The 19,362-nt window shown below is 56.6% G+C and carries 20 protein-coding genes; 6 read left to right on the forward strand and 14 right to left on the reverse strand.

The features are described 5' to 3' along the window. Positions 1 to 545: 545 nt before the first annotated feature. From GHN92_RS19375 to cynR, 3 genes are read right to left on the reverse strand one after another with little or no spacing between them, the layout of a single operon-like run. Entirely contained in the window at positions 546 to 1,169 is a 624-nt protein-coding gene (locus GHN92_RS19375; RefSeq protein ID WP_138738350.1) for a flagellar biosynthesis protein, read from the reverse strand. Between the two features lie 5 nt (positions 1,170 to 1,174). Then, a complete protein-coding gene (locus GHN92_RS19380; protein WP_153380841.1) occupies positions 1,175 to 1,486 on the reverse strand; it encodes a hypothetical protein in 312 nt (103 codons plus the stop codon). A gap of 23 nt (positions 1,487 to 1,509) precedes the next feature. After that, positions 1,510 to 2,400 carry a transcriptional regulator CynR gene (cynR, locus tag GHN92_RS19385; RefSeq protein WP_095020744.1) on the reverse strand — a complete coding sequence of 297 codons (891 nt, stop codon included), beginning with the start codon at positions 2,398 to 2,400 and terminating at the stop codon, positions 1,510 to 1,512. A gap of 110 nt (positions 2,401 to 2,510) precedes the next feature. Between cynR and GHN92_RS19390 the strand changes: the two genes are divergently transcribed. From GHN92_RS19390 to GHN92_RS19405, 4 genes are all read left to right on the forward strand, one after another. Continuing rightward, a complete protein-coding gene (locus tag GHN92_RS19390) occupies positions 2,511 to 3,170 on the forward strand; it encodes a carbonic anhydrase (RefSeq protein ID WP_095002890.1) in 660 nt (219 codons plus the stop codon). A 29-nt stretch (positions 3,171 to 3,199) separates the two neighbouring features. Then, on the forward strand, positions 3,200 to 3,670 hold the full coding sequence (gene cynS / locus GHN92_RS19395; protein WP_095002889.1) for a cyanase: 471 nt from the start codon (positions 3,200 to 3,202) through the stop codon (positions 3,668 to 3,670). Positions 3,671 to 3,779: 109 nt separating this feature from the next. Beyond that, positions 3,780 to 4,034, forward strand: coding sequence for a DUF2790 domain-containing protein (locus GHN92_RS19400; protein WP_153380843.1), 255 nt, complete (start codon positions 3,780 to 3,782; stop codon positions 4,032 to 4,034). 201 nt (positions 4,035 to 4,235) lie between these two features. After that, complete coding sequence (locus GHN92_RS19405; RefSeq protein ID WP_153380844.1) at positions 4,236 to 5,459, forward strand: amidohydrolase family protein; 1,224 nt, start codon at positions 4,236 to 4,238, stop codon at positions 5,457 to 5,459. 253 nt (positions 5,460 to 5,712) lie between these two features. Here GHN92_RS19405 and GHN92_RS19410 read toward each other — a convergent pair whose 3' ends face one another. The 5 genes from GHN92_RS19410 to GHN92_RS19430 all read right to left on the reverse strand — a co-directional run bounded on the left by GHN92_RS19410 (position 5,713) and on the right by GHN92_RS19430 (position 10,292). Next, the gene (locus GHN92_RS19410) at positions 5,713 to 6,066 is read right to left on the reverse strand and encodes a hypothetical protein (RefSeq protein WP_095002886.1); all 354 of its coding nucleotides are present in this window, start codon (positions 6,064 to 6,066) and stop codon (positions 5,713 to 5,715) included. Positions 6,067 to 6,183: 117 nt separating this feature from the next. After that, the gene (locus GHN92_RS19415) at positions 6,184 to 7,041 is read right to left on the reverse strand and encodes a fumarylacetoacetate hydrolase family protein (RefSeq protein ID WP_153380846.1); all 858 of its coding nucleotides are present in this window, start codon (positions 7,039 to 7,041) and stop codon (positions 6,184 to 6,186) included. A gap of 172 nt (positions 7,042 to 7,213) precedes the next feature. Beyond that, positions 7,214 to 8,086: an NAD(P)-dependent oxidoreductase gene (locus tag GHN92_RS19420; RefSeq protein ID WP_153380848.1), complete on the reverse strand. Its 873-nt coding sequence runs from the start codon at positions 8,084 to 8,086 to the stop codon at positions 7,214 to 7,216. A gap of 71 nt (positions 8,087 to 8,157) precedes the next feature. Next, on the reverse strand, positions 8,158 to 9,402 hold the full coding sequence (locus GHN92_RS19425) for an MFS transporter (RefSeq protein WP_095032061.1): 1,245 nt from the start codon (positions 9,400 to 9,402) through the stop codon (positions 8,158 to 8,160). Between the two features lie 119 nt (positions 9,403 to 9,521). Next, positions 9,522 to 10,292, reverse strand: coding sequence for an SDR family NAD(P)-dependent oxidoreductase (locus GHN92_RS19430; RefSeq protein ID WP_153380850.1), 771 nt, complete (start codon positions 10,290 to 10,292; stop codon positions 9,522 to 9,524). 154 nt (positions 10,293 to 10,446) lie between these two features. On the opposite strand from GHN92_RS19430, the gene GHN92_RS19435 reads away from it, so the two are divergent. Further along, a complete protein-coding gene (locus GHN92_RS19435; RefSeq protein ID WP_153380852.1) occupies positions 10,447 to 11,355 on the forward strand; it encodes a LysR family transcriptional regulator in 909 nt (302 codons plus the stop codon). 380 nt (positions 11,356 to 11,735) lie between these two features. Here GHN92_RS19435 and GHN92_RS19440 read toward each other — a convergent pair whose 3' ends face one another. Next, positions 11,736 to 12,062, reverse strand: a complete 327-nt coding sequence (locus tag GHN92_RS19440; protein WP_133145014.1) for a hypothetical protein — start codon at positions 12,060 to 12,062, stop codon at positions 11,736 to 11,738. Positions 12,063 to 12,525: 463 nt separating this feature from the next. Here GHN92_RS19440 and GHN92_RS19445 point away from each other — a divergent pair, with 463 nt between their 5' ends. Then, a complete protein-coding gene (locus tag GHN92_RS19445; protein ID WP_153380854.1) occupies positions 12,526 to 13,740 on the forward strand; it encodes an aldose 1-epimerase family protein in 1,215 nt (404 codons plus the stop codon). A 264-nt stretch (positions 13,741 to 14,004) separates the two neighbouring features. Here GHN92_RS19445 and GHN92_RS19450 read toward each other — a convergent pair whose 3' ends face one another. The 5 genes from GHN92_RS19450 to GHN92_RS19470 form a co-directional block, all read right to left on the reverse strand. Beyond that, on the reverse strand, positions 14,005 to 14,589 hold the full coding sequence (locus GHN92_RS19450; RefSeq protein WP_095039021.1) for a hypothetical protein: 585 nt from the start codon (positions 14,587 to 14,589) through the stop codon (positions 14,005 to 14,007). Between the two features lie 88 nt (positions 14,590 to 14,677). Then, positions 14,678 to 15,001 (reverse strand): DUF3325 domain-containing protein, encoded by a 324-nt coding sequence (locus GHN92_RS19455; RefSeq protein ID WP_095002877.1) that lies wholly within the window; start codon positions 14,999 to 15,001, stop codon positions 14,678 to 14,680. Between the two features lies 1 nt (position 15,002). Beyond that, positions 15,003 to 16,610 (reverse strand): PepSY domain-containing protein, encoded by a 1,608-nt coding sequence (locus GHN92_RS19460; protein WP_153380856.1) that lies wholly within the window; start codon positions 16,608 to 16,610, stop codon positions 15,003 to 15,005. Further along, positions 16,607 to 16,894 (reverse strand): DUF3649 domain-containing protein, encoded by a 288-nt coding sequence (locus GHN92_RS19465; protein ID WP_095002875.1) that lies wholly within the window; start codon positions 16,892 to 16,894, stop codon positions 16,607 to 16,609. The genes GHN92_RS19460 and GHN92_RS19465 overlap by 4 nt, the downstream gene beginning before the upstream one ends. 123 nt (positions 16,895 to 17,017) lie before the next feature. Continuing rightward, positions 17,018 to 19,252 carry a TonB-dependent siderophore receptor gene (locus tag GHN92_RS19470; protein WP_095025362.1) on the reverse strand — a complete coding sequence of 745 codons (2,235 nt, stop codon included), beginning with the start codon at positions 19,250 to 19,252 and terminating at the stop codon, positions 17,018 to 17,020. Between the last annotated feature and the right edge of the window lie 110 nt (positions 19,253 to 19,362).

The raw sequence follows: 19,362 nt of genomic DNA on the forward strand, positions 1-19,362 counted from the left end.
CGCTGGTTGCTCATGGCACCTCCTAATGGGCCTCATTTTAAGGCTTGGAGGTGTCTACGAAACTAGGGGCGATTCAGCCTGAACCAGAGTTCGTACACGAAGAGGCTGCTCATCCCTCTGGTCCAGTGATGGGTAATGCCTTGCAGCCCAGCCTTGCAAGTGCCTCCCAGGTATAAATGTGTGTTGCTGAAGTGCTCGGGTAAGGGTATTCGTGCGGCCCAGGCGCACGAATACCTATGCAGCGAGCGCCTGTTGCTGGAGTCCCGTATTAACTGGCGCTGAGTGAGTCCAGCTTGAATGGGGTGCTAGGGTTCGAGTGTTCGAATCACTCCGTCCCGACCCTATTGATTTCACTGATATTCAGGGCCGGAACCATATCCGACCAGATCACATCGGCGTGGTCTGTCTGGTGGTTCTTGGTCATGTATCGCCACTCGTGGCAACACGGCTAACCACAAATATTGAGTGACCGAATCAATCGATGACCAACCAGGGGGCTGGTACTTGAAGTAGACGGCCACTGCACTGTGTTCTGCAGGAGCCCCTTAGAGCTGCTTCAGGGTTTCCTGGGTGATGGCTTCGAGTCCGGATTCGGTGATGGTTTTCCAGTCAGTATCTGTGGCCACTTTCACGTTCTCACTGACCAGCGTTTTTACGGTCTGTACAGGTGTACCAGGGGCTTTTATCTGCAACAGCGACTTGTTGCGTAGCACCTTATCGAGTACCCCCTCAGCCGAATACCATGACCAGAATTCGATGATGTTCACTTTTACTTCACTGACATCACGGGCATCGGGGCTACTTACCACCTCGTATCCGGCCTGCCGGTAGGCAGTGGCTACGGCATTACCCACCAGCTCTGAAACTGTGCGCCCTTCAGGCAGCAGCACGTCGCCGATCGCCATATTGAAGTTATTGCGCTTACGCGCGATGGCCCGCTCGGTAATCGACTTATCGTCGATCTCGTCGTACTTCAGTGAAGGTATGTCGGAGCTGGAAGGTTTGATTTGAAAAACTCGATCATCAACGGCGCTGATATAAACCTTTTTGCCATTGCTGGGGGCCGGTGTCTGAGTATCACCCGGCCGTAAAACATCCACTTCTGCCCTGTTGGTGGCGCAACCGGCTAACAGTACCAATGCCGCAACGGCCAAAATTTTTCGAACCATCATCCTTACTCCCTTTTATATTTGGCCTTCATAGGCTTGTCCAAAAGCTGGCGAAAAAGAGTGTAGAAGACAATATGCAGCTCAACCGCCTGGTTGACTTGCGCGGTTGAGAGAGCAAGCAGCACGAAAGCAATCGGCTCTGGCCCTAGTCTTTTGCTCGTAATCCCTGAACCCGCATTTCGCGGTTTTTTTGTCTTGAGGAAATGATGATCAGCAAGACCGTCGCGGTCATCTGCTGCAGTCCATTGAAGATTTTTTGACCACGCCTCGGAGCTGACCCGACTTAAAGTCGTGAACGTGCTGCGCGGGCGTATCAACTCCGGGCACCTTTCAGATGCCCTTATCTCTTCTCGAGTTGGGCCGCAATGTCTGTGGCCAGTTCGATAAAGGCACGTGCGGCTGAAGTCTGGTAGGCCCCTTTGCGCTGCATCAATACGGCGGTACGGTGCAGTCGCTGAGGGCTTAGTTCAATGGCAAACAGCCCCTGATGTGCAAGCGCGACGGTGGCCGGTAACAGGGTCGACAGTGTGGTCCTGCGCACCACTTCGATGACTGCACCGATAACATTGGCCTCCATTTTCACCCGCGGGGTAATGTTGTGCTGGCGACAGTAGCGGTCGATCTGCTCGCGAGTGGCAAACTCTTCGCTGAGCAGGATCAGTGATTCGGCACTCAGAGCGTCCAGGTCAATAGCACTCTGTCCAGCCAACGGGTGTCTTTCCCCAACCACCAGCGCGAGGGCTTCTATCAGAAGCGGCTGGGTCTCTATGTCCTGAGAGTGCCCGTCCTCGAAAGCGATACCCACGTCCAGCTCATCGGCCAGCAGAAGCTCCTCCATCTGTTCTTGAGCGATCTCACGCAGGTTCAAGGTGATATTCGGATATCGGCTGTGGAAAGCTTCGACCAGTGGTCCGACCAGATATGTGGTGAACGTCGGTGTCAATGCAACCCTGAGTGCCCCGCGACTCAAATCGCCCACGTCATGGATTGCACGTTTTCCTTCCTCCAGTTCCTGCGAAGCCCGGCGTGCATAGCGTAAATACACTTCGCCGGCGTCAGTCAGCCGCGTCGTACGTCCCGATCGGTCAAATAACTGGGCAGAAAGACTTTCCTCAAGTTGCCTGACTTGCTGTGACAGCGCGGGCTGCGAAACATGCAGCGCAGCAGCTGCTTTCGTGAAGCTGTGGTGTTGCGCCACAGCGAGAAAGTATTTGATGTGACGTGCCAGCATGCTTAGAGCCATAAGATTATCTGATGTGCGCCATCATAAATGAGACTTTTACCTTATGTCACGAGCTCCGTAATCTCTGCTCCAACGCATCGCGACCAAGAGGAGTCACCATGAAAGACATCATCGATGGTTTTCTAAAGTTTCAACTTAACGCTTTTCCGGAACGCGCCGGCCTGTTCAAGAATCTGGCTAATCAGCAAAGCCCACGGGCGCTGTTTATCTCCTGCTCTGACAGCCGATTGGTTCCGGAACTGGTTACGCAGCGAGAGCCCGGCGACCTGTTTGTCATTCGCAACGCCGGCAACATCGTGCCGCCCTACGGCCCTGAGCCTGGCGGTGTATCGGCCTCGGTCGAGTATGCCGTTGCTGCCTTGCAAGTCTCCGACATCGTTATCTGCGGGCACTCTGATTGCGGCGCAATGACTGCCATTGCCACCTGCAAGTGCCTGGATCACATGCCCGCAGTGGCAGGCTGGTTACGCTACGCCGACTCTGCTCGAGTGGTGAATGAAGCGCGCAAACATAAGGACCCACACAGCAGTGTTGAGGCGATGGTTCGAGAAAACGTGATCGCCCAGTTGGCCAATATCCGGACGCATCCATCGGTACGCCTGGCCCTCGAAGAGGGACGCGTAGCACTGCATGGCTGGGTCTATGACATCGAGAGCGGGCGTATGGATGCTTTCGACAGTAGCACCGGCAAGTTTGCGCCCCTTGTGGACAACCCGGGCGCACGTGCCGCTCCCTATCAACAGAAGCAATCTGCTTGAACTCGTTTATTACCCCAGGAGATAACACCATGATCCAGTCCCAAATCAATCCAGGTTCGCGTCTGGCCCTGACCGAAGTCATCCTGCTGGCTAAAGCCCGGAAAGACTTGTCATTTGCCCAGATCACCGATGGCACAGGGCTCAGCGAGGCGTTCGTCACTGCCGCGCTGCTCGGCCAGCATCCCTTGCCCAAAGCAGCGGCCACAGTAGTGGGTGAAAAGCTCGGCCTCGATGTTGATGGCGTGGCGCTGCTGCAAACCATCCCGATGCGCGGCAGCATCGACAACGGTATACCGACCGACCCCACTATCTACCGCTTTTACGAGATGCTGCAGGTCTACGGCACCACGCTTAAGGCGTTGGTCCATGAGAAGTTCGGTGACGGCATTATCAGTGCTATCAACTTCAAACTGGATATTAAAAAAGTCGAAGATCCAGAGGGTGGGTCGCGCGCAGTCATTACCCTGGATGGTAAATACCTGCCCACCAAGCCTTTCTGACAGTTGAGTGTCTCGGCGTCGTAATACGACGCCGAGTCATGAAGCGCTACATTGACCCTGTAAGTATTGAAGGGTATTTGCGTCACGCGATACCCCCAGGTGTTTGAACATGAAAATTTTATTGTTGGCAGGGTTCAGTAGCTTGTGCACTGTGGCTTTGGCTGGGCAGCCTCTAGCAGATAACGACATTCAGGTAGAGCAGTACAGTTATTCACAAGACCTTGATATCGCAAAAGTCATTTCGATGGGTGAAGTGCCAAATGTTTGTGAAGTGGTGCCTGCGCGTATGATGTATGAAGACTCCAAGGGGCATAGGCATATTCTCGAATACCGCGTAATGGGGAATGGTTGTTCTAACGGTTAGTGTGTGCTTCCCATCCATACCGCAAATATTTAATACGTCTTTTAATTTTTTCCTGCTGATTCTGGACACTGTTGCGTTCCTTTGCAGCTCTGTCGTGCGTGCTCATGGGCAATGTGCTGGCAGTCATGAAGCAGGCGCAGGATGACCTCCAGAGGTCGATGCTCGAGAAACGGAAGTTGTCTGAATTGAGGAGTGAGGTTTATGGATCTGATATTTCGCAATGTACGCATTGCCGATGGAAAGCCTTTAACCGACGTCGCCGTACACAATGGGAAAGTTGCCATTATTTCCCCGGGAATTACAGTGCGGGCACGGCAGGAAGTCCAGGGAAATGGAAATGTATTGATGCCGGCTTTTGTCGAGGGGCATCTGCATCTGGAAAAAGCCAATGTCATGCACCGTAAGGTCAATCGCACCGGAACCCTCAAGGAGGCGATTGCCGTTACAGCTGAGCTTAAACCGATGTTGACCCGGGAGGATATTCTCGAGCGTTCAACGCAGGTATTACGCTCACTTGTGCAGGCCGGTACTACCCATGTACGCGCACATGCCGAATTTGACCCCTCACAAGGTTTCACAGGGTTTGATGTTGTCCTGGAGCTACGCAAGAAGTTTCGCGACATGATCGACATTCAGGTAGTTGCCTTCCCACAGGAAGGCATTTTCAAACTACCGGGAATGAAGCACATGATGGTTGCGGCGATGGAAAAAGGTGCCGATGTCGTCGGCGGTATTCCCTATAACGATCGTTCACCCTTCGAACATATTGATTATGTTTTCAGCCTGGCTAAACAGTTTGGAAAAGATATAGATTTCCATCAGGATTTTGCCGATACGGCAGAGAACATGACCATTGAATACCTCGCGCGCAAGACCATCAAGGAAGGGTATGAAGGCCGCGTCTGCGTAGGTCATCTTACGAGCCTTGGAGCCGTAGCACCGGAACAGCGAGTGGGTATTATCAGCCTGATCCGTGATGCTGGAATCAGCGTAATGTGCCTGCCAGCCACCGACTTGCATCTCGGTGCTCGAGGCGACAGCCATAACGTCCGCCGCTCACTCACGCCCGTTCGTGCGTTGCGAGACGGTGGTGTAAATGTCTGTTTGGCCACGAACAATATACGCAACGCTTTTACCCCGTATGGGACAGGCGATCTGCTGAATATTGCGCAATTGGCAATGCCTGCATGCCACCTGGGTGGGGCCGATGATCAGGCCACAGTATTGGGAATGCTCACAACTAATCCCGCAAAAGCCCTGGGGCTGGATAACTATGGGCTGGAAGCCGGCAAAAATGCAGACCTGGTGCTGGTGGATACCCAGTCGGTCGCCGGGGTTATCCTCGACTTGCCGGCTCGTCTTATGGTGTTGAAGCGCGGGAAAATAGTGGCGACATCAAATTACAACCGTTCGATAGCCTTCTGATCGTCCCCGCCTGCCGGATCAGTAACGGATACCCGTGTGACACTCAGTCAATCTGTCGTCTTTTGATGATCGACGACAATCGCGTGTGGACGGGTGTAACGGCTGCGGATTTATCGCCTAGAGATTCAGGCCTCGTGCCACTATTTCAAGCGGGAAGGTCGGCAATATGTCGTCGCTTGCTCTGTTTCAGCTGGGCGAGAAGTCGTGGATGCATGCATTGCCCGCCAATGGCAAAGGCATGGCTTTTATGCGGTCATGCCTGAATCCCGATCTTGCCTGCTGAAGCTTGCATCGCGCGCTTCTCTGTCAAGGGGGCAAAATAGGGCGGCGTACCGGTTGCCTGGAAATAAAGAAAGTAGTGCCCGGTGTCGGCCAATACAATTCGGTGCAGCTCTGATAGGCGCATGCCGTTTCTAATCCAAATGCTCTCTTTCAGGATTTCGTAAGTCCGGACCCCGTGTTGTTGCATTGTGCTTTCGAAGGTTAGGTAGAGTTCTTCTCTGATACGCCGGTCGTTTTGAACACCCGCTCGCAACATAAAAAAGCTAAGCACACCCACAACTACAACCACAACCAACAAAAAAGTCCAGCTGGCGATTGCTCCCATGCTTTGCGCTCCCTGCGAGCTCACGTGGTATGAGCATCAGTGTAGACAGGGTTTGGCACTTGGCTTAGCTGCGTGTCAGGCTGCGTTATGCAGCCTCAGGTTCGGAGCAGGCAAGATTTACGCCTGCTCTGCCTCGTATCGCATCACAACGTGTCGTTGCACACCAAGGCCGCAGATCGACAGCACCACTTCATCCCCCGGTTCCAGCCATTTCGGATGTGGCTTCATTCCCATCGACACGCCAGGCGGGGTGCCGGTGATGATCACATCCCCAACATCGAGGGTCATGTAGTGACTGCAGTAGGAAATGATCTCTGCAACGCTGAAGATCATGGTCTGGGTGTTTCCTTCCTGTCGCCGTTGGCCGTTGACTTCCAGCCACATTGGCAGGCTCTGCGGATCCGGGACCTCATCACGGGTCACGAGCCAGGGACCCAGCGGCCCAAAGGAGTCGGAGCTCTTGCCTTTGTCCCATTGCGAACTCTGAAACTGGAATCCACGATCGGAAACATCATTGGCCACGCAGTAGCCCGCCACATGTTCAAGTGCCTGGGCAACCGGAACGTAACGGGCGCGCTTTCCGATGACGACCCCCAGCTCAACTTCCCAGTCCAATTGCCTTGAGTGGGGAGGTTGTACGATGGGGTCATCGGCCCCGCTGATGCAACTGACCGGTTTGAAGAACACCAACGGTTCGGACGGGATCGCAAGACCGGCCTCTTCGGCGTGGTCCAGGTAGTTCAAACCAATTGCGATGAACTTGCTGATATCGCTTATCGGTGGCAGGTAGCGAACCGGGGTCGAAATAAGCGGAAGCCGGTGTTCGTCAAGCTCACAAAGCCGGGCAAGTTCCGTATCGGACAAGCACGCGCGCGAGACGTCATCCACATGGGCTGATATGTCCCGCAGCTGTCCCGATGAATCGACCATGCCCGGATACACGCCATCATGCTTAACATAGCGAAAGAGCTTCATTGTTGTCTCCAGTTGCAGTATCAGAATATGCGCAGGAACCGAGCGCGCCAGGCACCAGGCTGGTTGCGGGATACAAACCCGCAGCCACTGTCAGTCATGCTTCATTGCACGCAAAGTGCGGGGGAGGGGCATCTCGGTTTGCATGCCACAAGGACCCAGTCGGTTCGCGGGATCAATCACGCTTTTCGGTGAACAATCGCACTACGCTTGTCATGTTCCGGTCGCCCATTCCGCGCGCTGCTGCGCGCTGGAAAACGTTATGTGCTGCGGCAATTGTGGGGGCGTTCTCTGCTGATCCTGCTTCCTCGAGCGTGTAGCCGATGTCCTTTTCAATCAACGCCACGGGGAACTGCGGGGCGAAGTTCTCCGTCATCATGCTCCCTGAAAGATAGGCCGCAACCGGTGGCCAGACGGAGGTGCCTGCCATGGCTGCCAGCACTCGCGATGCATCGGCTCCGTTTCGCTCCAATAACCCGATGACCTCTGCCAGGCCCGTCACCTGTATTCCCAGCATGGCGTTGGTGGCAAGTTTCGCCAAAGCGCCATGACCCAGGCCGCCGACGTGATGGACTGAAGAGCCCATGACGCGTAGCAGAGGCAGGCAGCGCTCCAGGACTTCTTCCTCTCCGCCTGCCAGATAGGCCAGCTGCCTCGCATCGGCCTGAGCACGGGATCCCGATACCGGCGCTTCCAGCAGCGCCACCCGGGCATGCTGCATGTGGGTGCCGAGCTCCTGGATCCAGCCCGAAGTGAGTGTCGAACTCTCGATGGCGATTGCTCCCGCTGCCATACCAGAGAGGGCGCCGATCTCGCGATCCAGCCAGACATGGCGAGACGCATCATTGTCACGCAACATTGCAATGACGAACTCCGCACCTGCGCTGGCTTCTCTTGGCGTGCGCGCGTGGAAGGCCCCTTGCTTGACAAGCGCTTCTGCTGCATCGGGGGTTCGATTCCAGACAGTGACTGTGTGACCTGCAGCAAGCAATTGTGAGGCCATGCGCGACCCCATGGCGCCGAGGCCCATGACTGTGATTCTGCTCATATGCTTTGTTCCATTTCAACGTGTAAGGGGGAGGGGCTGACAGGACTCGGTGGTTGTCAGAGGTTGCGCGACTATGAAGATTGGCGACTCACCAGGATCACCGCCAAGCCTGCAATGGCGAAGCAGGCGGACAGGTACGCAATGGGTTGCGGTCCGGCAAGATTGATCAGCAGTCCGCCCAGCAGCGAGCCCAGGCCGATGGCTGCATTGAATACAGATACATTGATGGAGGTGGCTGCGTCGGCTCCGCCTGGAATCCTGGAGGCCTCCTTGAACACCAGGGTCTGCAGCAGCACCGGAAGTGCGCCATATGCAGCGCCCCACGCAGCAAGCACAGCGAAAATGGCAGCATGACTGACCGCTGCCGCGTTCATGCATGACAAGCTTGCGGCAAGGAGTGCTGTCACCAGACCCAGGCTGGTTCTTGGTGCCCTGGACGCGAACGGGCCCACGGCGAAGTTGGTAATTACACCTGCCGCGCCATAGACCAACAGAAGCATGCTGACCTGTGCAGGGCTCTGGCCGGCAATCTGCTCAAGGTACGGAGACACGTAGGTGTAAGCCAGAAAGTTGCCGGTGACGACAAGGGCGGTGATCCCGAAAACCACAAGCAAGGGGCCACTTTTGAGCACGGCTGACATCGCCCCTCGCTTGGCAGCCTTCGAGATGCGTACCGCCGGAACTGACCATGCGATCAGCGTGAAGACGACCAGGCTGAGTATCGAGAGCGCAGCAAACACGGAGCGCCATCCATACATTTCACCGAGCATTGTGCCAGCCGGAATCCCCAGCACCGTCGCCAGCGAGACACCGCCAAAGACAATCGATGTAGCTCGTACTGCGTTTCGTGCAGAGACCATGTGCACTGCGGTGACCACCGCTGTCGACCAGAACACGCCGATTGCACCTGCGACCAGAATGCGTCCAAGGAAAACGACGAAGTAGTTTGGCGCCAGGAAGGTGATCAGATTGCCGATACAGCAGACCGCCAGCAGACCGGCCATCAGTGTCTTGCGGTTGAGCGATCCAAGCAGGCCAGTCAGAGGCGCTGCGGTCAGAGCGACCATAAATGCAAAAATTGTAACCAGATAACCTGCGGCGCCGAGCGAGACATTCAGGCCAGCGGCCATCGCTGGCAGCACCCCTACGGGCATGAGCTCGGTGCTGACAAAGGAGAAGCAACCGAGGCTCAGGGCAAGAACAGCCGCTACCGCCTGTGCCCTGGATACAGTTACCCCATGAGGGTGTGGCGTTACGGGCGCGTGGGCACTTGCCGACGTAGTATCGGCCTGATGCCTTATGACTTTCGATTGCATGGGCGTATCTCTGTGAAATTCAAAATAAAGGTCGCAAAGGTAAGGTTTTTCAAGGCCAAGCCGTGCGTGCACCCGGTGTACTGTGGTGACCGGCATGCCGACTGATGGGCCATGCGAACTTATCGTGGGGGAAACTCAATGCCTGAGAGTTGCGCACAAGCGGCCAGGTATCGCTCTTGAAGCGCGGGGTCAAACGCAGCGCTGTGAACCTGTGCCGACCGCTGGTGATAGAAGTAGTCGCCGGTTACGCGCGCTGCAGTGCCTGCAGCGAGCCACGCCTGGGTGCGGGGCGCGAGGTCAAGGTCATCCGTAGCCTCAGGGCCGCCCATCTTCGTGGCAACCCAACCTGGTTCGACGCAGTTGGACAGCACATCTGGCCAGTGACGCGCGGCGGCAAAAGCAAGCAGGACCGCGTGAAGCTTGGAGTCCGAGTAGGCCTGCATCCCGGACCAGCGTCGCGATTCCCAGGTCAGGTCGCTGAGAGAGGGATTACCCTTCAAGTGAAGCCTGGAGCTCATGTAAACCAGGCGCTTGGGTCGCTTGACCATGGCGGTCAGAATGTAGGGCGCCAGAGAGTTCACGGCAAAGACATGGGGCAGGCCATCCACTGTGGCGATGCGCTCGCGCTCCTGGAAGCCGACAGCGGCATTGTGAATGATGGCATCGAAGGGGCCCAGTTCATTGATGCTGGCAGCAAGCGCCTTGGTTTCTGCGATGCTGGAAAGGTCCCCGACGAGTGCCGTCTGCGCGCCGGGAACTTGAGCGATGGCATGGGCCGCCCGGGCGTGATTTCGGGCATGCAGCACGACCTGATGACCGTTGGCCACGAGCAGGCGTGCCGCCATTTGACCCAGGCCGTCGGAGGATCCGGTAACGAGGATGCGCGTCATTGTCATTGCTCCGGTGAATGCCACGTCGGGGGTGGCCTCAATGGGGTGTAGGGTCGGCATGGGGTAGCCGACTCAGCGTTGGAGCAATGTTGGGATTTCGGGCCTTAGAATGCGATAGCATGGAACGCATAATATTCATGCGCGGGAGTCATCAATGAGGGCATTAAGTTCCCGGTTGCTGGAAGGCGTCGACGTTATGGCGGCTGTCGTTGATGCGCGCAGCTTTGGCGGGGCTGCTGAGGTACTGGATATGTCTCAATCTGGCGTGAGCAGGGCAATAGCCCGCCTGGAGACAAGATTGGGCATCCGGGTGTTCGAACGCACGACGCGATCAGTGAGGCTGACCGACGAAGGGCGCAGTTTCTACGAAGAGGTGATGCCTCTGATCGATGCGCTTGCCGAGGCGACAGGCAGCGCCGCCAGTGATGCGCAAAAGGTTCGTGGCCGGCTGCGCGTCAACGTGGACCCGCTATTTGCGAGACTGATCCTCGGTCCCCGATTGGGCGCGTTCATGGATAGCCACCCTGAGCTCGAAATGGAGCTGCGCAGCAAGGAAGACCTGGGTGATTTGATCGCGGATGGTTTCGACATTGCGATCCGCTTCGGCCATCCTCAGCCGTCGTCGTTAGTGGCGAGAAAACTCCTCGATACGCGAGTTTTGGCCATGGCATCGCCAGCTTATCTTGAGCGTTTCGGTCATCCCAAGGACCCTATGGAACTCGAGACTTCGGACCATCGCTGCATCCTGTTCAGGGAGCCAGTCACCGGCCGTCCGTTTGCCTGGGAGTTTCATCAGCGCCGCAAGAAGTTCACAGTCAAGCCGCAGGGCATGTTGACCGTCAACGATCCGGGTACGGTCTATAGCACATGCTTGGCCGGGCTCGGTATTGCGCAGTTGTTCGAGTTGGGAATTGAAGAATATACCTCTTCCAGGCAGCTTGTTCAGCTGTTTCCCGATTGGTCGGAGCAGCGTTTTCCGCTCTATGCATACTACCCGTCGCGACATCATGTTCCCGCAAAGACTCGCGCGCTTCTTGATTTCGTCGCAGGCCTGGTTCGCTGATTGAAACGGGTTGGGCCTGCATCAGGAGTAAGCAAGCCGCTGCGTGCTACTTCAGTCTTGCAGACAAAACCCGTTTTTTAAATCACTTACACAAGTAACTACGTCTCCGAAGATCGTATTCAGATGCAAAACTACTGGCTCGATCTTGAGTGAAGAAAGTTGGAGCGATGTTTATTAATTATAGTTTGGATATTTAGGTGTAACTGTCAGGTGGTGTTCAGGTTGTCATGTTTGAGTTACAGTGTTTTCTTCCTTCGAAAAACGTATGTCCCGGTAAGTGCTGGCAATATATATTGAATTCGCCCGACTTGGGTGGGAAGGGGCAGGGGAAGTGCTGCAAGTTACTTTTCAATTGCACCCGGTTGAGGACTGGCGTGTAATTAAATGACGATATCCATGCGCGGGCCGAGGCCGTCGACGAGTAAAGAGATGTCGGCACGTATCTCGCAGCACGCTTTATGAGCGTCGACTACGGCTTTCACTTCACGACAGACAAGGCCTCTTGCTTCCTCTCTTTTTTCACAGACCGTTTCAGCTGTCAGTGTCAGCCGGCCGGAGAACGTGGTTTCAACAGTGGAGAGTTTGTTCCAGTCAGAATTTTCTATATTGGCAATCCCTTTTCTGACTTTGTCAGCTGCTTTGGCTGCAGTGTCAGTATCTCCTGTCGGAGAAATTGAATACGTGAATAGGAAGTAATATTTTGTCACTTTGCTTGTCCTTGTGAGAAGTTCGATTTACAAGTCGTGCGCCGTGCTCGACTTATAAAGACAGTAGCACTTCAGGTGGGGAGGGGAGTACTGTTCTTTAGCTTGGCTGGGTGGAATAGTGTGTGTGATTGTTTATGCTGTTTTATCGCTAACCATGTTCCGTCAATAGAATCGGTTTCCGAGACCGGTATTGAGCCAGGAACAGCCAGGCTGCGCATCAGGGGCGCTTCCGATCCGCAGTGGGTGAAGTTCATCTTGCAGGAGTTACTGCGATAAGTGCCTCACCTGCGAGCGCTCATATTCGATCTGATTTGGGAGCAAGTGTGCTCGTGATGACATCGAAAAAACATTCGATGTTCCCCCGATTTTTCTGGGTATTTTGCGGCTTTGGGTCGGTTTTAAAGCTTGATGAAACGTTTCATCAAGTCTATAAAAAGGCACAATTCCAAGAAAGGCTGTTGCCATGACCCCGCTCAAACTCTTTGTTGCCCTCACTACACTGACCGCAGCCTCCCACGCCATGGCCTGGGATTACGTTCTGCTCGACACCGACCTTGGCGCCCGGAACTGGCAGATCACCAGCCAGCAACTCGGCGTAAAAACCGATAAACCCTTCAGCATCACCTTGCGCACCTTGCACGGTGGCCGGCAGGAGGGCGTCAGCATTGTGGACATCGATAACGGTACGATGAAACTCTCGGTAGTGCCTACTCGCGGAATGAACGTCTTGCAGGCCTCGGTAGGTAATCTGCGCATGGGCTGGGATTCGCCGGTCAAGGAAGTGGTCAACCCGTCCTTTATCGAGCTTAATGGTCGTGGTGGTCTGGGCTGGCTGGAAGGTTTCAATGAGCTGGTCACCCGCTGTGGATACGAATGGGTCGGCCACCCAGGAGTCGACAACGGCGAACTGCTGACCCTGCATGGTCGGGCCGCGAACATTCCTGCAAGTAAAGTCACCCTGCATATCGATGAAAAACCGCCGTATGCCATCACCCTGCGCGGCGAACTGAAAGAGCAGGCGTTCAAAAAGGTCGATTTTTCCGTCGCTACCGAATTGGTCACCGAGCCCGGCAGCGTAGTGTTCTCCCTCAACGACACCCTAACCAACAACGGCGACTATCCAAAGGAATACCAGGCGCTCTATCACAGTAACTTCAGCACCCCGTTCCTGGAGCAGGGCGCTCGTTTCGCCGCACCGGTGAAACAGGTGTCGCCGTTCAACGACAAGGCCAAGGACGATCTGCCCGACTGGCAAACCTACCGTGCACCGACCAAGGACTACGACGAAACGGTTTACAACGTGGTGCCGTATGGCGATGCCAAGGGCGATACGTTGACCGTGTTGCATAACAAGGCCGGCAGCCTGGGCGTTTCAGTCGGCTTCAATACTCAGACACTGCCGGTGTTTTCCCTGTGGAAAAACACCGATACCCAAGGCCAGGGCTATGTTACCGGCTTGGAACCGGGGACAAGTTTTTCCTACAACCGCCGTTATCAGCGGCCACTGAATTTGGTACCAACAATTGGGCCGAAGGAACACAAGCAGTTCCACATTAGCTATAGCTTATTGGCGGATAAGGTGGCTGTTGATAAGGCTTTGAAGCGAGTGAGCGACATTCAGGGTGGGCGGGAAACTGAGGTACGGCAAACGCCATTGGTTGATCTGACCAAGGGATAGCACCGGCTAGAGCACCGTAGGCCGATATGGCGCAGCCTCGACCAAATGTTCGCGCCTTATTCCTCGGTTTGTTCAAGGTTCACCGGTGTGTACGGGATTTACATCTTCCTCGCCGCCGGTTTGCTGCTGTTGGGCGGGGGGCTGATGCTGATGGGGCAACGCGCAGGCAGAGGCCAGCGCGTTGAGGCTGTCCCCTTTTCAGGACGCTAGGCACTCGGCGCAGGTAAGGGGTAGCGAGGCATCAAGCCTGTGGCGTACAGGCATTTACGGGTTCAGGTAAGCACTCAAACGCTCTACCGCAAACCCCTCGAAACCTTTCAGCGCATCGCTGGCCATCAATTGCTCCTTGCCGTTGAACTCAACCACGGGCACGTAAAAGCAGGCATGCTGGCTGATCTGGTCGACAGGGATTTTTTGCTGGCCCACAAAGGGAAAGCCGCAGCCCATGCCCAACAGCTGCAAGCGAACCACCTTGAGTTTCTGGCCTACCACCGAGGCGTCACACATTTCCCAATCAATGTTGCGTTTTTCCAGTACATCGGCCACCGGCTTGTTACCCATTCGGATAAAACTCTCGGCCTCCATCGCGAAGTTGATCGGGTTGTCCGGGTCAGCGCAAACGCTGGTCACACGCGTCACCTCGAACTCGCCGCTACCTTCAAGTTGCGCCGGAAACTTGCTTTTCTGGCCTTCAAACCCGGGGTACGTCGTTGGGAACGGCTTGCTGGGCATGAGCTCTTTGACCGTCATACCCTTGGGCATTTCAGGGGTGGCAGCCATGACCACAGAGGGCAAAACGGCAGAGAGGAGGGCGAGGAGGGCGTTGCGTTTCAGGGCTTTGTTCAACATCTATTCCACCTTGGAAAGTCAGAAGTTACATCCTGTTGCGTAATCTGAGTCGTCCCGGCCTTGAAGGCAACCCCCGCCCAAGCGTCTCTCAGGTTGTTTGCCTGACCTCAGCCCTCTCTGGCTCAGGCACTCTGCGCAGCCGCGACGCGTAAGGCAGCAGGAACGCTACCGTGAGTGCCGCGAGGGAGAGGTTGCCGAGCCAGGCCACGGCACCCATGGGCCCATCCCAGGCTTGAATACAACAGGCCAAGCTGGCCAACAGGGCAATCCAGCCGGTGCAGCGTAATGTTCGCAGGACGACAGGGGCGGGCGTGGGTTGCCTGAGCTGTTTGTAATACCGCTCCAGCCCCAGGCACAAACCCAACATGCCGCCACAGGCCAGCAACATACCCGCGATCAAGGCAAGGTTCATCTCAATGCTGCTCCAGGGTGTTAGAGGATTTACGCGGTACTGCTTGTCTGGCCGGTTGTCCTGCCTGCCAGGCTGCCCAGGCCAGCAATGCGCCTATCACTGCGAGGGTGAGTTCCAGGTAGAGCCCGTCCCCTCGATTGACAACAATCAGATTCAGCAGGGGCAAGTTCAAACACATCAAGGCCGCGAGGCCCAACTGTTCGCGCCAGGCAGCGAGTCTGGGCCTGACGATGGCATGGCCCAGGCTGGCGAGCCACACCAGAAAGAAAACCCGCACTTCCCATTGATCACGCCCGGCCCATTGCAACGGCAGCAACCGGTTGGCCCACAGCAGTGCGATAGATGCCAGCACCAGCCCGGCCACGACCGCTACGTTGATGCGTTCGGCAGCGTGATACAGCATCGCACCGATCACCCCTTCGCTATCGTGACGACGGCGCCGTTTGACGGTAAACAGCACCACACCGGTGGCCAGCATGGCGCAACTGGCCAGGCCGCAGACAAAGTACAACCAGCGCATGGGATAACCGCCGAACTGGGCGAAGTGCAAGCCGGACATAACTTTCTGGGTCAGCAGGCTCGGTCGGCTCTGCTGCGGTTGCCGCAAGACTTTGCCCGTAACGCCGTCGAACACCATGCTGGCGCCCTTGGTCAGCTCGATACGATTACCCAGCAAGGGGCGCGCTTCAATGCGAGTATCACTGCGACCGGGATTTTTAATCGACAGTCCGGAAACCGGCCCCATGCTTCGCTCGGCTTCGGCCAGTAAAGGTCCTATGGCGGTCAGCGGTGCAGGCTGAGAGACGGGGTGAAGAGGCTCGCCACGCCCTGGCCTCTGTCCCTCACGGCGTGCACCCGCAGTGGCGATGTCTTGCTTGCCGGGTGCGTGATTGTGTTCTGCACGCTGTTCAGCAGGCGCCCCGCGTAGCGCTCCACTGGCCGCGACACGATCGCCATCGAACAGTGCGTCCATCGCCGCGGGCATGTAGGTCAGGTAAAAAATCACCAGGCCGGTGTAGGTAATCATCAGATGGAAAGGCAGTACCAGCACACCGGTGGCGTTATGCGCATCCAGCCAGGAACGTTGGCCCTTGGCCGGGCGGAAGGTGAAAAAATCCTTGAAGAATTTTTTGTGAATGACGATGCCGCTGACAAGTGCGACGAGCATGCCCATGGCGGCCAGGCCAACCACCCAGATGCCGATATTGCGCGGCAGGTCGAGGGTGAAATGGAAGCGAAAAAAGAACCCGCCACCCGCTGTCTTGCGGACGTCAAGCGGGGCGCCGCTTTCCGGGTCCAGGTTCACGCCACCGCCACGCCGTTGTTCACCGCTGGAGACGGTCAGCCCTGATGATCGCTCGGTGGGCAGGCCGATGTTCCAGGTGCTGGCGTTCGGTTGTTGCGCGTGCAGATAGTCGAGTGCGCGTTGTGCGGCTTCGCTTGGCGTGAGCGTGTGGGCCGGGATTTCCGGCCGCATCCAGCTATCAATTTCCTTATCAAACACTGCGAGGGTGCCGGTGAGGAAGATTGCAAACAGGATCCAGCCGAAAATCAGCCCGCCCCACGTGTGCAGCCAGGCAAGGGACTGGGTGATGGTTTTGCTTTTCATCCCGGTATCTCCATCCACTGCGGCCAGAAACCGATCGCCGCCAAGGGCACAGCCAGGCTTAGCCCGGCCCATGCGCGGCGGGCACTGCGGCAGGCAAATGCCCAAAGAATCGCCAGGCTGTAGACCGCAAATGACACCAGGCTGGCCGTCACCAGCGCATCGACTTTATTCATCGGCAGCAAGCGCGCAAGTGCCGCAGTGAAGGCGTAAGTGAACAGGTAGCCGCCGCACAGCGCCGCAAGGATACGCGACACTGTCGGGCCGTAATGGGGGGGTGTTTTCATCTGGCATGCTCATCAGTTCCCGGCACGATACCGGAGTATTTTTATCAAGCTGTACGCCAACGCCCAGCCTGGTCAGCGGCTGAGCGTTGGGTGGGTGATCAAGTGCGCCTGTGAGCGCCGGGATCAGAACGAGGTGCTGATCGACGCGTAGAACGCGCGCCCCGGCTCGTTGTAAGTGCTGGCCCCGGCTGTGGTGCCCGAGCCCTCGCGGTACACGCGCTTGTCGAACAGGTTGTTGATGCCGGCACCGAGCGACAGGTTCTTGTTTACCTGGTAGGTCCCGCCAATACCCCAGATATGGTAAGGGTCAAGGGTTTGCAGCTCGTTTGTGGCGATGACGGCAACATCACGTGTCGGGTTGAATACCCGCGGCTCTTGCTTGCCGTAATAGGTCCCGGTCAGGCTCAGGGTAAGTGCCTGCGTAGCCTGCCAGTCGAGCATGGTGTTTACCGTGTACTTGGGCACCACCGACAACGGGTTGCCGTCGCCGTCCTTGTTGGACTGCATATAGGTGAAGTTGGTGTTCCAGCTCAGCGTATTGCCATTCTCACCGAGCAATGGAATGCCGACGTTTCCTTCCCATCCCTTGACCACGGCATCCTTGGCGTTATCCCATTGCAGGATGGCCTCGTTGGCCAGGGTCTTGTCGACCAAATCGTTCGAAGCCACGATTTTGTTGTCGTAATCATTACGGAAGTAGGTGATCCCGGCGGTCCATCCATCCCGGGCAAAGCTGATGCCCAGCTCTTTGTTAATGCTGATCTCGGGCTCGAGGTTTTTATTGCCCAACACATAGCAACCCGTGCTGAGCAGTGTGGGTGCACACCCGTTGCCGTTACTGCGATACAGGTAGTTGGGGTTCAACTGGTACAAATTCGGCGCCTTGAAGGCGCGGGCAATACCGCCCTTCAACGTGATGTCGTCGGTCAACATGTAGGAACTGTTCAGGCTCGGGCTCCAGTTGGCGCCGAATTGATCATGATGGTCCAGGCGCAGCCCGGGCGTCAGGAACCATTTGGGGCTCAACTCGATATTGTCTTCCATGAACAAGGCCATGATCGTCGCGTCCATATAGGACGAGCGTGCACCCAGCGCCGAGTTGGGCAATGTGGTGCCGACGGCCCGGTCGAAGGTGCTCGGGTCGTCCAGTTCCTGGCGATTCCATTCCGCGCCGAGGGTCAAGGTTTGTGGCAGCAGCACTTGCAGGGGAATGTTCAGTTCGCCCTGGAGCAAGTAGCTGTCATAGGTACTGGTACTCTTGTCTGCGTTGGCGCTGATGTCACCATCGACCGCACCGGTCTGGCCTTCTTGCAATCGGTTGTTGCGGGTTTTCTCGTATTGCGCCAACACCCGTGATGTCCCGAACGCCCAGTCACCCCGATGGGTAACGGAAAAATTCTGCCGGTACATGGTGTTGGTTTCACGCCCCAGCCATTGGTTGATCGTGCTGCCGGGCGTCTGCGAGTCTGTTCCCCCGGTGCCGACATCCCCGGTGTAAATATTGCCTTGCCGGCTAAAACCGGTCTCGAAATCGAGGGTCTGCTGATCGTCCAGCGCCCAGCTCAACAACGCGTTGATGTCTTTATTGCGGACCCCTTCGCGGCCGGCAGCCAATGCAGAACCGGAGGCGGTGTCGGTGTGCGCGAGGTTGATATCGGAGTCGTCGGCGTCAGTCTTGTTCAGGTTGCCGTAGACACGAAATGCCAGCGCTTCGGTCAGCGCGCCGGAGAGGCTGAACGTGGTGCGTTTGGTCATGCCTTCGGCATCGTCCTCGGGCAGGTTGGTGTACGCCGAGAGCGAACCGCTGAGTTCCTGTGTCGGGCGCTTGGTGATGATGTTCACCACCCCCCCCATCGAGCCGGAGCCGTAGCGTGCGGCCGCCGGGCCTCGCAGCACCTCGATGCTCTCGACTTCGTCAGCCGGCACCCAGTTGCTGTCGCCACGGGTATCGCGCTCGCCGGAACGGGTGTAACGCACGGCGTTGCGTGAGGTCACGGGCTTGCCGTCGATCAGGATCAGGGTGTTCTCCGGGCCCATGCCGCGCAGGTCGATCTGGCGGTTATTGCCGCGTGTACCGCTGGCGCTGTTGCCGCTCAGGTTGACCCCCGGCATCTTGCGGATGATATCGGACAGGTCATTGACGGGCGGGCGTTTCTTGATGTCTTCGGCCGTGATGATCGATGCCCCGGGGGCTTGCTTGAGCTCTTGCGCGGCAGTGGCCACAACATGGGTATCATCGAGTTGCAAGACATTGTCTGACGCCGGCGCCGCCAGCAGTTCGGTTTCGGCCAGCGCAGCGCCGGGCGAGCAGGCCATCAAGGCGAGGACTAGATGATTGAGCTTGAATCGCGGGTACATCGACAACACTCCTGTTAGTGGATGAGCCCAATGGAGTGTCTGAGCATCCTGTCAGCAGGGGGCTCGGTTAAGCCTGAATCTCCATGGGCGGCGCTAATAGAAGTGATTCG

Source organism: Pseudomonas sp. FSL R10-2964 (genome assembly GCF_009600035.1).
GTDB classification, from domain to species: domain Bacteria; phylum Pseudomonadota; class Gammaproteobacteria; order Pseudomonadales; family Pseudomonadaceae; genus Aquipseudomonas; species Aquipseudomonas bubulae.

Excerpts from the sequence above, each read along its gene's own strand:
- GHN92_RS19375 (WP_138738350.1), bottom strand. The coding sequence starts at position 1,169 with ATGGTTCGAAAAATTTTGGCCGTTGCGGCATTGGTACTGTTAGCCGGT.
- cynR (WP_095020744.1), bottom strand. The coding sequence starts at position 2,400 with ATGCTGGCACGTCACATCAAATACTTTCTCGCTGTGGCGCAACACCAC.
- GHN92_RS19390 (WP_095002890.1), top strand. The coding sequence starts at position 2,511 with ATGAAAGACATCATCGATGGTTTTCTAAAGTTTCAACTTAACGCTTTT.
- cynS (WP_095002889.1), top strand. The coding sequence starts at position 3,200 with ATGATCCAGTCCCAAATCAATCCAGGTTCGCGTCTGGCCCTGACCGAA.
- GHN92_RS19400 (WP_153380843.1), top strand. The coding sequence starts at position 3,780 with ATGAAAATTTTATTGTTGGCAGGGTTCAGTAGCTTGTGCACTGTGGCT.
- GHN92_RS19405 (WP_153380844.1), top strand. The coding sequence starts at position 4,236 with ATGGATCTGATATTTCGCAATGTACGCATTGCCGATGGAAAGCCTTTA.
- GHN92_RS19410 (WP_095002886.1), bottom strand. The coding sequence starts at position 6,066 with ATGGGAGCAATCGCCAGCTGGACTTTTTTGTTGGTTGTGGTTGTAGTT.
- GHN92_RS19415 (WP_153380846.1), bottom strand. The coding sequence starts at position 7,041 with ATGAAGCTCTTTCGCTATGTTAAGCATGATGGCGTGTATCCGGGCATG.
- GHN92_RS19420 (WP_153380848.1), bottom strand. The coding sequence starts at position 8,086 with ATGAGCAGAATCACAGTCATGGGCCTCGGCGCCATGGGGTCGCGCATG.
- GHN92_RS19425 (WP_095032061.1), bottom strand. The coding sequence starts at position 9,402 with ATGCAATCGAAAGTCATAAGGCATCAGGCCGATACTACGTCGGCAAGT.
- GHN92_RS19430 (WP_153380850.1), bottom strand. The coding sequence starts at position 10,292 with ATGACGCGCATCCTCGTTACCGGATCCTCCGACGGCCTGGGTCAAATG.
- GHN92_RS19435 (WP_153380852.1), top strand. The coding sequence starts at position 10,447 with ATGAGGGCATTAAGTTCCCGGTTGCTGGAAGGCGTCGACGTTATGGCG.
- GHN92_RS19445 (WP_153380854.1), top strand. The coding sequence starts at position 12,526 with ATGACCCCGCTCAAACTCTTTGTTGCCCTCACTACACTGACCGCAGCC.
- GHN92_RS19450 (WP_095039021.1), bottom strand. The coding sequence starts at position 14,589 with ATGTTGAACAAAGCCCTGAAACGCAACGCCCTCCTCGCCCTCCTCTCT.
- GHN92_RS19455 (WP_095002877.1), bottom strand. The coding sequence starts at position 15,001 with ATGAACCTTGCCTTGATCGCGGGTATGTTGCTGGCCTGTGGCGGCATG.
- GHN92_RS19460 (WP_153380856.1), bottom strand. The coding sequence starts at position 16,610 with ATGAAAAGCAAAACCATCACCCAGTCCCTTGCCTGGCTGCACACGTGG.
- GHN92_RS19465 (WP_095002875.1), bottom strand. The coding sequence starts at position 16,894 with ATGAAAACACCCCCCCATTACGGCCCGACAGTGTCGCGTATCCTTGCG.
- GHN92_RS19470 (WP_095025362.1), bottom strand. The coding sequence starts at position 19,252 with ATGTACCCGCGATTCAAGCTCAATCATCTAGTCCTCGCCTTGATGGCC.